Annotated in this window: 19 protein-coding genes; 9 read left to right on the top strand and 10 right to left on the bottom strand. The window is 62.6% G+C overall.

What is annotated here, in order from left to right; translation table 11 throughout:
- Positions 1–3: 3 nt before the first annotated feature.
- From ACZXDY_RS28740 to ACZXDY_RS28705, 8 genes are all read right to left on the bottom strand, one after another.
- The gene (locus ACZXDY_RS28740; RefSeq protein ID WP_464347813.1) at positions 4–249 is read right to left on the bottom strand and encodes a DUF2635 domain-containing protein; all 246 of its coding nucleotides are present in this window, start codon (positions 247–249) and stop codon (positions 4–6) included.
- A gap of 12 nt (positions 250–261) precedes the next feature.
- Positions 262–1,836: a hypothetical protein gene (locus ACZXDY_RS28735; RefSeq protein ID WP_464347812.1), complete on the bottom strand. Its 1,575-nt coding sequence runs from the start codon at positions 1,834–1,836 to the stop codon at positions 262–264.
- 12 nt (positions 1,837–1,848) lie between these two features.
- The gene (locus tag ACZXDY_RS28730) at positions 1,849–3,513 is read right to left on the bottom strand and encodes a hypothetical protein (protein ID WP_464347811.1); all 1,665 of its coding nucleotides are present in this window, start codon (positions 3,511–3,513) and stop codon (positions 1,849–1,851) included.
- A gap of 68 nt (positions 3,514–3,581) precedes the next feature.
- Positions 3,582–3,878 carry a hypothetical protein gene (locus tag ACZXDY_RS28725; RefSeq protein WP_464347810.1) on the bottom strand — a complete coding sequence of 99 codons (297 nt, stop codon included), beginning with the start codon at positions 3,876–3,878 and terminating at the stop codon, positions 3,582–3,584.
- Positions 3,879–3,900: 22 nt separating this feature from the next.
- The gene (locus ACZXDY_RS28720; RefSeq protein ID WP_464347809.1) at positions 3,901–4,320 is read right to left on the bottom strand and encodes a hypothetical protein; all 420 of its coding nucleotides are present in this window, start codon (positions 4,318–4,320) and stop codon (positions 3,901–3,903) included.
- A 17-nt stretch (positions 4,321–4,337) separates the two neighbouring features.
- The gene (locus ACZXDY_RS28715) at positions 4,338–5,435 is read right to left on the bottom strand and encodes a hypothetical protein (protein WP_464347808.1); all 1,098 of its coding nucleotides are present in this window, start codon (positions 5,433–5,435) and stop codon (positions 4,338–4,340) included.
- Positions 5,432–5,839 carry a hypothetical protein gene (locus tag ACZXDY_RS28710; protein ID WP_464347807.1) on the bottom strand — a complete coding sequence of 136 codons (408 nt, stop codon included), beginning with the start codon at positions 5,837–5,839 and terminating at the stop codon, positions 5,432–5,434. Before ACZXDY_RS28710 ends, ACZXDY_RS28715 begins: the two co-directional genes overlap by 4 nt.
- 21 nt (positions 5,840–5,860) lie before the next feature.
- Positions 5,861–6,637 (bottom strand): major capsid protein, encoded by a 777-nt coding sequence (locus tag ACZXDY_RS28705; protein ID WP_464347806.1) that lies wholly within the window; start codon positions 6,635–6,637, stop codon positions 5,861–5,863.
- A 379-nt stretch (positions 6,638–7,016) separates the two neighbouring features.
- On the opposite strand from ACZXDY_RS28705, the gene ACZXDY_RS28700 reads away from it, so the two are divergent.
- Genes ACZXDY_RS28700 through ACZXDY_RS28675 form a run of 6 tightly spaced genes read left to right on the top strand, consistent with a single transcriptional unit; the run spans position 7,017 to position 9,817 of the window.
- Positions 7,017–7,580, top strand: a complete 564-nt coding sequence (locus ACZXDY_RS28700) for a hypothetical protein (protein WP_464347805.1) — start codon at positions 7,017–7,019, stop codon at positions 7,578–7,580.
- Entirely contained in the window at positions 7,573–7,941 is a 369-nt protein-coding gene (locus tag ACZXDY_RS28695) for a hypothetical protein (protein WP_464347804.1), read from the top strand. The genes ACZXDY_RS28700 and ACZXDY_RS28695 overlap by 8 nt, the downstream gene beginning before the upstream one ends.
- The gene (locus tag ACZXDY_RS28690) at positions 7,938–8,162 is read left to right on the top strand and encodes a hypothetical protein (RefSeq protein WP_464347803.1); all 225 of its coding nucleotides are present in this window, start codon (positions 7,938–7,940) and stop codon (positions 8,160–8,162) included. The genes ACZXDY_RS28695 and ACZXDY_RS28690 overlap by 4 nt, the downstream gene beginning before the upstream one ends.
- Positions 8,159–8,350 (top strand): hypothetical protein, encoded by a 192-nt coding sequence (locus tag ACZXDY_RS28685; protein WP_464347802.1) that lies wholly within the window; start codon positions 8,159–8,161, stop codon positions 8,348–8,350. The genes ACZXDY_RS28690 and ACZXDY_RS28685 overlap by 4 nt, the downstream gene beginning before the upstream one ends.
- Before the next feature lie 11 nt (positions 8,351–8,361).
- Complete coding sequence (locus ACZXDY_RS28680; RefSeq protein WP_464347801.1) at positions 8,362–9,375, top strand: tyrosine-type recombinase/integrase; 1,014 nt, start codon at positions 8,362–8,364, stop codon at positions 9,373–9,375.
- Positions 9,368–9,817, top strand: coding sequence for a GIY-YIG nuclease family protein (locus ACZXDY_RS28675; RefSeq protein WP_464347800.1), 450 nt, complete (start codon positions 9,368–9,370; stop codon positions 9,815–9,817). Before ACZXDY_RS28680 ends, ACZXDY_RS28675 begins: the two co-directional genes overlap by 8 nt.
- A 122-nt stretch (positions 9,818–9,939) precedes the next feature.
- On the opposite strand, the gene ACZXDY_RS28670 is transcribed toward ACZXDY_RS28675, so the two are convergent.
- A complete protein-coding gene (locus tag ACZXDY_RS28670) occupies positions 9,940–11,313 on the bottom strand; it encodes an ATP-binding protein (protein WP_456645068.1) in 1,374 nt (457 codons plus the stop codon).
- 116 nt (positions 11,314–11,429) lie between these two features.
- Positions 11,430–12,101, bottom strand: a complete 672-nt coding sequence (locus ACZXDY_RS28665; RefSeq protein WP_028167982.1) for a response regulator transcription factor — start codon at positions 12,099–12,101, stop codon at positions 11,430–11,432.
- A 235-nt stretch (positions 12,102–12,336) separates the two neighbouring features.
- On the opposite strand from ACZXDY_RS28665, the gene ACZXDY_RS28660 reads away from it, so the two are divergent.
- From ACZXDY_RS28660 to ACZXDY_RS28650, 3 genes are all read left to right on the top strand, one after another.
- The gene (locus ACZXDY_RS28660; protein ID WP_464347799.1) at positions 12,337–12,738 is read left to right on the top strand and encodes a VanZ family protein; all 402 of its coding nucleotides are present in this window, start codon (positions 12,337–12,339) and stop codon (positions 12,736–12,738) included.
- A 162-nt stretch (positions 12,739–12,900) separates the two neighbouring features.
- A complete protein-coding gene (locus tag ACZXDY_RS28655) occupies positions 12,901–13,110 on the top strand; it encodes a hypothetical protein (RefSeq protein ID WP_028167983.1) in 210 nt (69 codons plus the stop codon).
- A gap of 125 nt (positions 13,111–13,235) precedes the next feature.
- Positions 13,236–13,937: phosphohexomutase domain-containing protein (locus ACZXDY_RS28650; RefSeq protein WP_464347798.1), on the top strand; the 702-nt coding region annotated here is incomplete at its 3' end.

Here is a 13,937-nt window from a genome sequence, read left to right as displayed (position 1 = left end):
TGCTTAATGCTCCTTGGAAGGCCGCGACGGCTTGGCCGGTGCGGGTTTCGGTTCGGTGATGTCTGGAATGCTTGCGGCGCTCGAGGGCGGGTCGCAGAGGACCAGATCGCCGGAGATCAGCATGCGGTTGTAGTAGTCGATGAGCGGGACGCTCTCGCCTTCGGCGCGGATCGGCCGGAAGCCGTTCTCTTGCTCAGCACGGCGCACGCGTCCGCCTTCGCGAGGCTTCGCGAATACGTATTCAGGCATTTACGGAGATCCTCAGATCAGGAGAGCGGCCGGCTCTCTGCGGTTGGCAATGACGTGCACCGCGCTCGCGCTCACGGTGAGCGGAGCCAGCGTTGCTGCGACCGTGGCCTTGTCGACCACGACGATGTTGGCGCTTGCGAGCAGCGCGCCGAGCGTTGGGCTTGCCGCAGCCCTTACGGGCACGGTCGCCGTAGCTGCCGCGGTCAGGGCAGCGAGCGCCGGCGCCGTGGTGGCCCGCACCGTCGCAGTGGCTTGCGCCGATGCAGTCAGGTTCGCGAGCGTCTGATTGACGGCCGCGTTTGTCCCGGACCCGATGGTCGCGGTGACGGTGAGGCTTCCCAGCGTCTGGTTGGCGCTCGCCGAGACGCGGACGGCGGCGGCGGCCGTGCCTGTCAGCGTACCCAGTGTCTTGTTGACCGTTGCGGCGACCGGATCGCTTGTCACCGCCACGGCCGTGACTGGCGCGAAGGTTGCCGATGCGCTCCCCGAGACCGTGACGGCGGCCTGTGCCGTCGCCGTCATCGCGCCCAGCGTCTGGTTTACGGACGCATTGACGTTCGCGGCGCCGGTGGAAACCGTCGCGGAAACCGTGAGGCTCCCGAGCGTTGCCCCGACACTTGCGGCAACCTGGTTGGTTGCTGCAGCGGTGGACGTCAGAGCCGCCAGGGTTGGCGCTCCCGATGCCGCTACACGCACCGTTGCGGCCGCTGAGGCGGTCGCTGGTGCGAGTGTTGGCGCGGCGCTCGCCGAAACCCTTACCGTTGCTGTGGCCGCTCCAGCGAGCGCTGCAAGCGTCTGAGCGGCCTGCGCCTGAACCCTCACCGCAGCCGCCGCGCTGGATGTCAGCGCGCCGAGCGTCTTGGCCGACGTCGCCGCGACAGGGTTGGACGCCGCAGCCGATGCGGTGAGCGTGCCGAGCGTCTGGCTTAATGTCGCCGAAACTGACGATCCTGACGCCGCCTTGAAGGAGATAATCAGCCCGGATCTGGACTGTAGATTTGGGAATGTAGAAGTCGCGCCGCTTGAATAAGCCGTGGTTCCGTCGCCCGTGACCAGACGATAAGCCAAACCGGCGATATCGTTAGTGCCGCCACCTCCCGTGCCGGCCGAATCGATCCCGGTGAAGCTGTTTAGCCAGCTGCCCCAAGTTTCTCCCGCCAGTGCGTTCGCCGCCGAGCCCCCCATCATCGCGCAAAGAAGGCGAGCCCCGACGCCTGGGATGATGCTGGGTGTCGTATAACTGCCGGTTGTCGACTGCACGAACTGGCCGGCTGAAATATCATAGGTCGACGACGTATCGATGCCGGAGAATTCGGCAATAACCCATGCACTGTTGGTCGCGGACCCGATCGTGTACTGGAAGCTTGTCTCTCCGGTCGAGATTCTCCACCAGAGATATCCACCATGGAACGTCTGCTGTTCCATGCCGGTGGACTGGGTCCAGCCCGCGCCAGGCGTTCCGTTATAATCGTCTGCCGCAAACCCGAGAACGATCAGGTTGCCCGCGGTCGTCGCGCTCGGGAACGCCGCCGTCACCGTTGCGGCGGCCGACGTCCCCTTATTGGATTGGGCGAGCGCGACGGCCACGGCTTCTCACTCTTAGCTTATCCCAACCCCAGGATTGGGAATGAGCGCACCGGGCACCAGAACGCCGTTCTCGATGGTTGCGTAACGGCAATTGTTCCAGCTCTTAATGGTCAACAATGCATTGGCGCCAACCTGCTGGAACAGAACTGCATCATACCCGAACGGCGCAACGAAGAACACATTGTCGCAATAGACGTCGATGTGCGCCGGAGTATCAGCCACGATCCGCAGGCCAAACGGCCCGCCATTGAAGATCACATTGTTAAGGATGACGGTGCCGCCCCAATTGTCAGAGCACCAAAATCCAGCCGTCGCGGCTTGTGTATATGCCTTGAAGTGCGTGTTAGTGATGGTGATGGTGCCGCGGTCGCCTGGAGAGTAAACTTGTATCACGTCGGCATGATCGTCGCCGATGCCCTTAGCCTCCAAGTAGCAGCTATCAATGGTGGCGCTCGTGGTAATGCGAACGCACTCGCGTGAATTCACGCGGCAGAAGCTTAGGTTGTGATCGCTGTCGCCCAGCAACACGATCGACGCAATAGCGTCGGTCTGCTCCTGAATGCTTGTGCGCGTCAAGTTCTGATTGCTGTTCAGAGTGAGCGGGCTGGTTCGCTCCGTCATGCCCGTGAACATCGGGTCATTAAAAGAAAGCGGGATGGTCGACCGCTGCGCCTGGGTTGAAGCCACCACCGTGGCTGATCCGTTGCCGCCGCCAACAGCATTGGTCGCCCTACATGTCAGCGAGTAGCTGCCAGCTGTAAGCCCCGAGGCACCAGCAGCCGTCACCGTGACCTTGCCGGTGTTGTCGATCGCGAAGTAACCGGAAGTGTTACCCGCGGTGATCGCCCATGAGGTTGGCGACCCGGATGCGGTCATCGTGCCGACGGTCTGGCCGCTGGTCGCGGGCACCGTCATGTTGAAGCTGCCGTTGGTGACGACCGGTGCAGACGGTGTCGGAGGCGGTGCAGACGCCGCCTTGAATGCAGTCAGGAGCGCGGTCCATGCCCCGGCCGGGTTTTGCGTGAAGTTGATCGCCTGCGCGCCATGGGCCGGCTGGATCATGTAACCGGCCGCATTGCCGTTCTGGGTCGCGTCGATTAGATGCCACGGGCTGTTGGCGCTCGATACGCTCTGAATCGCCGCGATCACACCGACGAGAAGGTCTCCATCATTAACCGTCGTCAACGACGGGTCATTGAGCGCTGTGGCGGAGGTTGTTGCCGTATGGCTGGCTTCCGCCTCGATCACGGCAGAGCTGGCCGCACCGGAAAACTCGGCGATCCAGATGCTCATATTGGAGGATGCGCTCGCAGTGACCGTGAAATTCTTCGACGTGCCGGCGGGCACGTTTGGCAGGTAGAAGATCGCGGCAGCCTGTCCGTTCGCGGAGACCGGCGAGGCTGGCGACTTGGTGTAGGCATGTCCGGCCCCATCACTGAAGGCCGAGAATGTGACATTAGCCACCGTCGCCACGACGCAGGCAACGACGAGGTTGCCTGGTGTCGGGTTGTTCGGCAGGCTCACGGTGCCGGTGGTGGCAGCCGTGCGGAGGACGCTGGCTACCTGCCCCGTGACGGGCGCGATCGGGGCGGCTGCAGGTGCATTCACAACTGGATTTGCAAGCACGATCTGACTGGTGGAACCATCGTCAGACATTACCGTAAGCGTGACGGACATTGTGGAAGCCTATCGTTGGCTGGTTTATTCCCTATTCCTGCCTGGGACCTGTAGGGGAGACCGCGCTGTTACGCGGTCGCCGTCGCACTCTTGCCGTCAGCGGCGATGCTCCAGGTGCGGCCCGAGCTGTCCGCGATGGACGTGACGCGCACGTTCTGGTGCGCGGTGGTCGTGACGTTCACGGTCTCGGCCGGCATCGCGATGCTGGAGGTCGTGCCGTCGGTCGACTGCAGATTGAGGGTCAGCGCGCCCAATTGCTGCTGCGAGGAGGTGGTCACGGTGTAGTCACCACTGATGGTGACGGTCATGACGTCACCCTGGTTGTAGCTGGCCTTGTCGTAGGACGCGGAAACATTCCAAGCCATTTCGGTTCTCCTGGTGTGTGGATTACGGGTTGCCGTCGGTCAGCGTGAACGATGTCACGTTGACGATCTGGCCGGATGAGATCGAAAGATTGTCGAGGGTCATGTCGCCGCCGCCGCCGGTCGCGGTGCAGGTGCCCTGCATGTGGCAGGTGGTGCCGGTGCTATCGACGAGGCGGAAATAACCAGCATTCGTGCCGGTGGATGCCCCGGGAAGGCCGGTGCCGGCGATCGGCGTGTTGTTGAACGACTTCGAGCCAGATGCCGCGTTCGCCGCCCAGTCGGAAGCCAGCGTGTCCTCGAGCAGCTTAGTTCCGGTCGATGCCGCCGCGCAGTTCGCCGGCATCGAGCCTGACCAGATCTGAAGCTTGGCCGCAGTGCCGACGGTTGTTTCGATCGCGTCGAGGCGCGCGTTGCGCGCGGCAACGGACAGTTGAATCGCCATTGAATAGTCCTTTGGGGTTAGCGGTAGTCTTGACCGACGACGTTGCCGAAGATCTCAGCGCCGTTCGTGCCGGTGGTGAGCACAACGATGTCTTTCGCGCCGGCGCCCTGCGTGACCGTAGGCTCGGTGCCGCCTGCCCAGTCGGTGTTCTGCCAACCGGTGATGGAGAAGGAGCCGGTGTTGGTGATCTGGATGATCAGGCGGCCCGTCCGGCCTGTGGCGGGCCAGTTCGTGACGTTGATCGACGTGACGTTCGCCGACAGAATGAGTTGCTGGAACGTGCCCTTGGCATAATCCATGGTCACGCTCGCACCGGCGGCAACCACCTGCGGCACATCGAGCGCACTGCGGATTTCCACCGAAACGTCGAACATATCGAACGGGTCCTGACCGGCGGTGTTGGCGACCGTGGTGTCCATACCTCGAAGCTCTGGCGCCTGCAGCGGCGACAGCGAGGTGGCAAGCGCATTGCAAATGTCACGCGCGCGACCAGGCGGCAGCGACTTGGCAACCGTCTTGAGTGGGTCGGGCAATATGTCGAGGCCGGTCGGTATGTCGTCGACGCCATTGCCGATGAACACGCGGACCTGGTCGTCTGAAACTTCTGTCTCCATCGTCAGGACGCGCGCGGCGATCTTGACGCCGGTCTCGTCGAGCACCTGCCGGTGACAGTCGTATTTCCATGAGCGGCTGATCGAGCGAAACAGCGCGCAACTTGAATCCGGGTCGTAAGCGAGGCGCTGTAGGATCTGGTACTCGAGCAGGTCGAGCGAAGCCTCGTGCTCGCCGTCGGTGGCCGGATAACCCGGGACGAACTCGCTCCCGCCGTCCTCAGTCGGGAGGTCGAAGCACTGTACCATGGCGAATTCGAACACGATGTTGACGCGCCGGCGGTACGGTGGGCCGCCGTTCTGCGTCGACAGCGCGTCGCCGCCGTCCTCGTCCGTCAGAACGATGATGGTTGGCTTTGCGTCGTCTTTGTATGACTCCGGCGAGAAGTCGCTAATCCGGCTGTCGTAGACGCGATTGGCCGCGATCGTCGGGCCGCTGTTGCCGTCGGCACCTTTCAAGGCATTGAGCGCCGCCAGTCGCAGAGCGGTTCTGGCAAGGCTCATGGACGCGGCGCCTTATTGGACAACTGAATGATCGTTCTGCCCTGCCCATCCGGGAACGGAGCAATGATCTGAAACGTCGTGTTGTCGAGCTTGCGGACCAGCTTGTCGCCGGCTCTCGGCATCCAAGCCAAATCCACCTCATAGAGAGTCGCGGACGGAAACGACGCCGCCCAGTTGTGGGCGTTGTCGTCCTGAAGGGCTCCGCGGGCCACCGGCGGCTTGCTGTCCGCCGGCCCATCCCATGTACCCTTGATGCCGAGGATCGCTGTACGTGTGCCATCAGCCCTTTTACGGGCATCCACGTCGGCCTGCGCCGCCATGGGGATGATGTCGAATAGCTCGCCGAAGGCCTTCTTGACCGACGCCGCCAGCCTTGCGGTGCGCGCGGGGTTTGGGTCGGCCATCGGCGAGACTCAATCGGGAGATCAGTTCGAGGTGGTGCCGCGGAGAAGGGTCTTCGGGCGGGTGCAGAGGGAGATCGCGTTGGTCTGGATCTCGATCTGGCGGCCCTTGCCGTTGTCCATCTGGTACTGGCGCATGTAGCGCGGCAGGCCGACGGTGTTGACAGTCTCCTCGTAATCGGCCGGGCCGAACCAAGTCTGGAACAGGTCCGGCACGCCGACCGGGACGAACTGAACGTCAGAATCCGCGATGAACGGGGCGGCACCGGCGTTGGCAGCCGTCGCCTGCGCACCGGTGCGGTAGCGCTTCCAGGTGATGCCGCCGAACTCGAAGGTGTCCATCGGAACGCCGCGGAGCTCAGCCGCCGCCGTCCAGTTGATGTACAGTTCCTTGACCGACGGATGGTCGATCAGCTCGCGCCAGAAGGTCTTGCCGCACCAGCCGACTATGCCCTGATAGGGTACGCCGTCCAGCGCGTTCTCAATGACCGTCTGCACGTCGAGGCAGAGGGGCCGGAGCTTGGTGGTGGAGGTGCCGAGCACGAAGTCGATCGGCGTCGGCAGCGTCACGCCAAACTCGGTGGCAAGGTTGTAGATGGTGTTGCCGTTCTTGTCGGTGATCAGGCCCTTGATGGCACCAACGCGCTGATGCTCGAGGGTTGGAGCGCGCGCAACGCTCGCCGCGTCGCGGGCGCTGAATTCTGACGGGTCGTGCCCTGTACCGACCGCGACTATAGCGGCGACGCAAACGGCTTGCGACGAAAGGGAAAGCGCTGGCGATATACAGACCGGCGATGCCACGGCGCGTAGGATGTCCGATAACAACGGCTCTTTGGCGCTCGGGCATACCTCACAATGCGAGGATGGCGCCTCGCCCGGCCCGTCAGACAGCACTTCCACAACTGGAGGCGAGCATGGCTGACGACAAGCAAATGCCGTGCGGCTACTGTGACGCAGGGGTGTACGCCTGGGGGGCCATAGAAGGCGGTTACAAGCTATTCGGCGAATGCACCACAAGACTTGAGGCGTTGAGAGCCGCGCCGCGCTGTAAGTGCAGGCCGACGCAAATCTGCATGGGGTCGCGTGACTTCATTGCCGCGTCTCAGTTCCCGCTTCCGCCAATCTCGACACATAAAGAGGGTTGATCATGGCTGATATAGTTCAGCGGCTGCGCAAACACGTGAACGACCGCGGTGGCCCGTCGATCGATAACGGCGCTTGGCAGATGATGCTGGATGCAGCGGACGAGATTGAGCGGTTGCGAGCCGACACGGCCGCGTTGCGGGAGGCGTATCGCTACGCGAAGGATCTTCTCGTTAGTTTCGTCGAGGAGCATTGCGACCCGGCGCCGGGCTGGAAGCCGAACGACGACCTGATGGGCGTCCTCTTGCAGCTCGACAATGCCATGACTGTGGTGCGCTCTATCAAGGCCGGATGCGATCCCCGCGCCTCTCACGCTCTGCCCCACCAGGAGGAGGGAGAGAAGGTGGGGATCGACTCCAAGGTTCTGCTTTTGCTCAAGATGATGGAGAAGGCAGACGGACAGATCGACGCCTCTGACATCCGCCATGACCTGTTGAACTATTTCTGCGATGACCGCGGGCGACAGGTTGACACATTCAACCTAGCGGTAAACGCCGGTTACATCCGCACCACGTTTGACTCGATGACGGAAGGATCAGCCGCGTTCTTGACCGACAAAGGCCGCGCCCTCGTCTCTTCGACGGAGGCAGAGCATGGCTGACATTGTGGAGCGACTTCAGAAATATGAAGAACTAGGCCCTCTGAGTTGCTCGGCAATCCATCCGGAGACTCCTGGCTACACTACCGGGGGGCTCTTAGCCGACGCCAGAGAAGCGCGCGAAACCATTAAGAGGCTGCGCGCCGAACTCGCCACCATGAACGACAACCACCGCGCCATGGCCAAGCTGCTGGGTGATACGGGACGGGAGCGGGATGCGTTGCGCAAGGCCCTCACCTGCATCTGCTCAAATGCCATCCGCCACACTGCAGGGTCGGCCTTGGCAACAATGCCGCTAATTTTCGATGTAGCCACCAGGGCCATCCGCTCACTCTCCCCGGCAAGCGCGGGAGGTGAGAAGTGAGCAAAGTTCTGTGGCGGATCAAGGATCGCTGGGAAGACTTCGGATATAGGCTGTGCTGGCGCGGCGATCGGATAAGCGACCTGTGGTGTCGCATCTGGCATCGCTGGTACTGCCCCTACCCGGTTGTGATCGGAAACAACTCGGCCAAAGCCTGCGTCAAGGGCGGTTATTGCGGCTGCTCTAACGCCACTTACCCGACCGAGACGGAGGCGCGGGAGTGACGAGGGCGATCACTTTCACTCAGGCCCAGGTACGGCGTGCGGTGAAGGCAGCCGAGAGCGCCGGGCTGACCGTGCGCCGGGTGCTGATCAATCGGGACGGCTCTATCGTGGTTGATGGCGGGGAATCCGCTTCCGTTCCCGTTGACAGCCCGAAAAAGACCCTCGCAGCATCATGGGATGATGTCTGATGGGGCGGGCTATGGCCAAGATCAAGCTGAAGTACGTCAATGAATACATTGACCGGACGGGAAAGCTGCGCCGGTATTTCAGGCGCGGGGCCGTGCGCGGCACCCTGCCCGGCGTCGTCGGCTCAGCCGAGTTCATGGCGGCATATCAGGAATATCTTGGCCAGACTGGGGGCCATCCGGCCTCCAAGGTAGAGGGCTCCCTTGGCCGGCTGATAACCCAATACTATGCTTCGCGCCCCTTCGCCGACCTAAAACCGTCATCGCGGCGGACTTACCGCTATGTGTTGGAGCCATTGGCGAAGGCGCACGGCCACCGAACGGCCCTGATAACGCACAAGCAGGCGTCAAAGCTCATCCAGGATATGGGCGCGAAATCGCCGGGCATGGCCAACCTCACGAAGTCGGTTCTGCAAAAGCTGTTCAAGTATGCCGTGAAGGAGGGGTGGCGCGACGATAACCCGATGATCGGCATCGATCGATTCAAGGGCGGCGAACACCATACATGGACCGAGGGTGAGCTGAAGACCTATGAGGCTGCATGGCCCATAGGAACGCGCCAGCGCCTCGCCTATGCGTTCCTGCTCTACACTGGCCAAAGGGTCGAGGATGTCGCCGGGCTAACCAGGCGCGACATCACGCCCGAGGGGATACACGTTATCCAAAAGAAAACGGGAGTAGAGTTGACGCTGCCGATACTGCCCGAGTTGGAACTTGCGATGCAGGGCTATCGGTCGAATGGGCTAGCGCTAATTGGGAGGGAGGACGGTAGGCCCTTCTCAGAGCGCGGCCTTTCGCAGCTCATCAAAGCCGCAGTCAAGCGCGCTGGCCTGCCGGCCAAATGCGTGGCTCACGGCTTGCGGAAAGCCAAGATGCGGCGGCTTGCAGAGGACGGGGCCAGCGAAAAGGAGATCGCGGCATGGTCCGGCCATAAGACGCTGCGCGAGATCGAGCGCTACACCAAGGCGGCGGATCAGAAGAGATTGGCCAAGGCCGCCGTGAAGCGAGCGGGTTCGAATAATGCCTAGAAAATCACTTCCATACGTCAACACCTATCGAGACCGGACTGGGAAACTTCGCAGCTACTTGAGGCGCCCGGGAATGCCAAGGGTTTCCCTGGAAGGATCGCCTGGTTCACGCGAGTTCTTTCAGTCCTACGCAGATGCGATGTCTGGGAAGAAAACCGCCCGCCGAGTGCGCAGAGTGCCGTCGGGTCAAATCTACTTTTTGAGCGACGGAGAGCATATCAAAATCGGGTTCACTACAGATTGGAGCCGCCGGCAGAGGGCCTTCCAAACATACGCTGCCAGGCCACTCCAATTGCTCGCCATCCATCCCGGGACGATGAACGACGAGAGAAGACTGCACAGGAAGTTTCGCGATCTCCGAGCGGGAGGCGAATGGTTCCATCAGTCTCCGGAATTACTGAGCTATATAAGTGAAACGGCTAGTGAACAAACGATTGCCTAACGGGACTGGATTAGGCAATTTGAGCGATATTTTCCGCACGATTTCAACGCCTTAGAAGCGAGCGACTTAAGAAGGCGTTTAGGAAATGATGCACGGGCGTCCCTCGCCGCGCCCCTCGGCTGTCAGACTCCCGGCAATTCCAGCTCCGCCCGCAGGCCGCCGATCGGCGCATTGCGGAGCGACAGGCTGCCGCCGTAGAGGCCGGCGAGATCGGTGACGATTGAAAGCCCGAGTCCCGAGCCCGGCTTGGATTCGTCGAGCCGCTGGCCGCGCCGCGACACCTGGGCCCGCTCGGCGGCCGACAAGCCGCGCCCGTCGTCATCGACGATAATATGCAGCCGCGGGCCGGCACCCGGCTCCGCCGGCGGCTCGACCAGGACCTCGATGAAGACCTGAGAGGCCGCCCATTTGCAGGCATTGTCGACGAGGTTGCCGGCCATCTCCTCGAGGTCCTGGCGCTCGCCGCGGAATTTCGCCGATGGGTCGGCTTTCAGCTCGATGGTGATGTCGCGGTCGCGGTGGATCTTTTCCATGGTTCGCCGCAGTGCCTCGAGCACCGGTGCCACTTCGGTGACGGTGGCGACGATGGTGACGCGCGCGGCGATGCGGGCGCGCTCCAGGTGATGCGTGACCTGGTCGCGCATCACTTCGGCCTGCTCCAGCACCTTGGCGGCAAAGGGATCGGGGGCATGCGTCGCGGCCTCGTTGACGATCACCGACAAGGGCGTCTTGACCGCGTGGGCGAGATTGCCGACATGGGTGCGCGCGCGCTCGACGATCTCGCGGTTGGCATCGATCAGCGCGTTGGTCTCGCGCGCGAGCGGCGCGATCTCCACCGGAAACTTGCCTTCAAGCCGTTCGGCGCGGCCGGAGCGGATATCGGCGATCGCCTCCGAAATGCGCTTGAGCGGCGCCAGGCCGAAACGGACCTGGAAGATCGTGGTCAGCAACAGCACGATGCCAAGCGAGGTGAAGGTGCCGCCGAGGTAGTAGTCGAAGCTGCGCGTCTCATCGAATATCTCGCTGGCGTCGCCGGCGACGCCGACCAGGAACCTGCCGTCGCTGCCAAGATCGACCGGACGCTCGACCATGCGCAGCGTCTGTCCTTCGGGGCCGTCGACATAGCCGATGCGAATGCCGGCGGCGGTCAGCTCAAAGCCCTGATCCTCCAGTTTCGGCAACTTCTTGTCCCACAGCGACCGCGAGGCGCGCGTCTCGCCCTTTTCCACGTCGGTGCGCAGGATCTGCCAGTACCAGCCGGACAGCGGCAGTTCGAACAGCGGCTCGCCGAGCTGGAACTGGTGATCCGCCGGCTCATCAGGCGTGGCGACCTCGGCGATCAGGGTGCGGAGATAGAGGTTGAGGCGACGGTCGAAGGCGCGCTCCGTCGCATCACGATACACCGAGGACAGGATGAAGCCGGTGATCGCCAGGATCACCACCAGCCATGCGGTCGCCGACAGGAACAGGCGGGTGGCGAGCGAGCTTCCACGCATCAGGGCATGATCCCGAAAAGGCTGGCCCCGCGCTTGATGCGGGGTGGGCACCGGATTTCGGATAAGATCATGCTGCGATCAAAAAGTAAGCCCGGCGACCAGCGGCGCCGGGGCGGTTACGCGCCGTTCGGCGGCGGCGTCAGCAGATAGCCGAGGCCGCGGACGGTCTGGATGATGTCGACGTCGAGTTTCTTGCGGATGCGTCCGACGAACACTTCGATGGTATTGGAGTCGCGGTCGAAGTCCTGGTCGTAGAGATGCTCGACCAGCTCGGTGCGCGATACCACGCGCCCGGTGTGGTGCATCAGATAGGCCAGCAGCCGGTATTCATGCGAGGTCATCTTCACCGGGTTGCCGGAGACGCTGACGCGGCCGGTGCGGGTATCCAGTGTCACCGGGCCGCAGGTCAATTCGGACTGGGCGTGGCCAGTGGAGCGGCGCAGCAGCGCCCGGATCCGCGCCAAGATCTCTTCCATATGAAAGGGCTTTGCGACGTAGTCGTCGGCGCCGGCGTCGAAGCCTTGCACCTTGTCGCTCCAGCGGTCGCGCGCGGTCAGGATCAAGACCGGCATGGCGCGGCCGTTGCGTCGCCAGGCTTCCAGCACCGAGATGCCGTCCATCTTCGGCAGGCCGATGTCGAGGACGACGGCATCGTAGGGCTCACTGTCGCCGAGATAGTGCCCCTCCTCGCCGTCGAAAGCACGATCGACCACATAGCCGGCATCCGTCAGCGCGGTCGTAAGCTGGCGATTGAGATCCGGATCATCCTCAACGACGAGTAGGCGCAATTTGGCCTCCGATGGCGAGTCGCAGCTTAGCTAAGATGAGACCCACCGGCGTGAACGGGCTATGAACAAGATGAACGGTGTCATGTTACTTTTTGTTCATTTCCGCGGCTTGATAGCAGATTTGGACCGGCTGAACAGCCGCCGGGTTAACGATATCGACTGATAGCGCTGCCATGCGTGCGGCGACGATCGTGCGTGGGTTGAGCTCGGCCCCGTTTTTGCTTAGCAACAACCTATGAATCAACGACTGTCCCTGGGCGCCGCCTGGCTGGTGCTCGCCTTCATCGCCTTCGCGACGCTTTCCCCGCTTCAAGACCGCCCTGTCGTCGCAGGTCCCCAGTTCGAGCATTTCACAGCGTTCGCGCTGATGGGATTTGCATTCGTGCGGGCCTATCCCAACCGGCTGCTCTTGATCATCGCAGTCGTCATCGGCAGCGCGTTCGGGCTGGAAGCCCTGCAACTGCTGACGCCGGATCGGCACGGCCGCCTCGTCGACGCGCTGGTCAAGGCTGGCGGCGGGCTCTCCGGGATTGCCATCGGCCATTTCGCGGAATTGCTACTGCGCGGCCCGCTCAACCGCTTCAGGGGAATACGCCCCGACGGTGCGCAGGAGCCGCCGTCGGCGCTGCAGCCTTAGCGACAAACGCAGAGCGTTTGCGCTGACCGCTTAGGGTTAAAACAGGCGTCACATTGAAATGCCACCATCGTCCGGATAACCTCGGCCGCACAGCGATGCATTGCTGGCATGAGGCTTGCTTCGTCGACAATTTGTAGCGTCCGGGTGGATTGAATTTCGAAAATGAGTTTTCAGCTCGTATGCATTGAATGCGACAGCATCGGCGTGGTGATCGACGATGGTGAACTCGCCCCGCCCTCCGCGATCGTCAAATGCAGCCATTGCTCGGCCGCGCGCGGCACGCTCGGCGAATTGCGCAGCTTGGCGCTGTCAGACCGGCGCGACTTGTTCGATGTCGGCTTGGGCATCGGCACGACGGGCGCGGCGATCTAGCTGAGGCGTTTCTATTTCCGCGATGAAGGACCGCGTGGATCGCGCTCAGCGCGTCGTGCGATCGCGATGATCCTGTCTCGATTTGATCTCCCGAACAACTGACTGTCTCTTAGAAAGACGACTGCATGTTTCCAAGACCAAAACCGGTACTCCTCCCGAACACCTATGCCTTCGAATCCGAGCCGATGGTGAAGCCGACCGGGTTTCGCGAATATGACGCGCGCTGGCTGTTCGGCAAGGAAATCAATCTGATGGGCGTGCAGGCGCTGGGCATGGGGCTCGGCGCGCTGATCGCGGAACTCGGGGTCAAGCAGGAGATCGTCACCGGCCACGATTTCCGCGGCTATTCCGCCGCGATCAAATATGCGTTGATCTCAGGCCTGATGGCTGCGGGCTGCAAGGTGCACGACATCGGGCTCGCGGTGACGCCGATGGCCTATTTCGCGCAGTTCGACCTCGACGTGCCCTGCGTCGCCATGGTCACCGCCTCCCACAACGACAATGGCTGGACCGGCGTCAAGATGGGCGCGAGCCGCCCGCTGACCTTCGGGCCCGACGAGATGACGCGGCTGAAGGAGATCGTGCTCGGCGCGAGCTTCACCAGCAAGGCCGGCGGCGGCTACCAGTTCCACGAGAATTTCCCGGCGCGCTACATCGCCGACCTCACCAGCCGGCCGAAGCTTAAGCGCCAGCTCAAGGTGGTGGCGGCCTGCGGCAACGGCACCGCCGGCGCGTTCGCGCCGCAGGTCTTGGAGGCGATCGGCTGCGAGGTGATCCCGCTCGACACCGAGCTCGACCACACCTTTCCGAAATACAATCCGAACCCG

Source organism: Bradyrhizobium sp. LeoB3 (assembly GCF_055456055.1).
Note: the sequence above shows the minus strand (reverse complement) of the source record. Positions and strands in the feature narration are given on the sequence as shown.

Coding starts and splice junctions, on each gene's coding strand:
- ACZXDY_RS28730 (WP_464347811.1), bottom strand. CDS start 3,513: ATGTCCGTCACGCTTACGGTAATGTCTGACGATGGTTCCACCAGTCAG.
- ACZXDY_RS28740 (WP_464347813.1), bottom strand. CDS start 249: ATGCCTGAATACGTATTCGCGAAGCCTCGCGAAGGCGGACGCGTGCGC.
- ACZXDY_RS28710 (WP_464347807.1), bottom strand. CDS start 5,839: ATGGCCGACCCAAACCCCGCGCGCACCGCAAGGCTGGCGGCGTCGGTC.
- ACZXDY_RS28660 (WP_464347799.1), top strand. CDS start 12,337: ATGAATCAACGACTGTCCCTGGGCGCCGCCTGGCTGGTGCTCGCCTTC.
- ACZXDY_RS28720 (WP_464347809.1), bottom strand. CDS start 4,320: ATGGCGATTCAACTGTCCGTTGCCGCGCGCAACGCGCGCCTCGACGCG.
- ACZXDY_RS28675 (WP_464347800.1), top strand. CDS start 9,368: ATGCCTAGAAAATCACTTCCATACGTCAACACCTATCGAGACCGGACT.
- ACZXDY_RS28680 (WP_464347801.1), top strand. CDS start 8,362: ATGGCCAAGATCAAGCTGAAGTACGTCAATGAATACATTGACCGGACG.
- ACZXDY_RS28725 (WP_464347810.1), bottom strand. CDS start 3,878: ATGGCTTGGAATGTTTCCGCGTCCTACGACAAGGCCAGCTACAACCAG.
- ACZXDY_RS28695 (WP_464347804.1), top strand. CDS start 7,573: ATGGCTGACATTGTGGAGCGACTTCAGAAATATGAAGAACTAGGCCCT.
- ACZXDY_RS28655 (WP_028167983.1), top strand. CDS start 12,901: ATGAGTTTTCAGCTCGTATGCATTGAATGCGACAGCATCGGCGTGGTG.
- ACZXDY_RS28715 (WP_464347808.1), bottom strand. CDS start 5,435: ATGAGCCTTGCCAGAACCGCTCTGCGACTGGCGGCGCTCAATGCCTTG.
- ACZXDY_RS28670 (WP_456645068.1), bottom strand. CDS start 11,313: ATGCGTGGAAGCTCGCTCGCCACCCGCCTGTTCCTGTCGGCGACCGCA.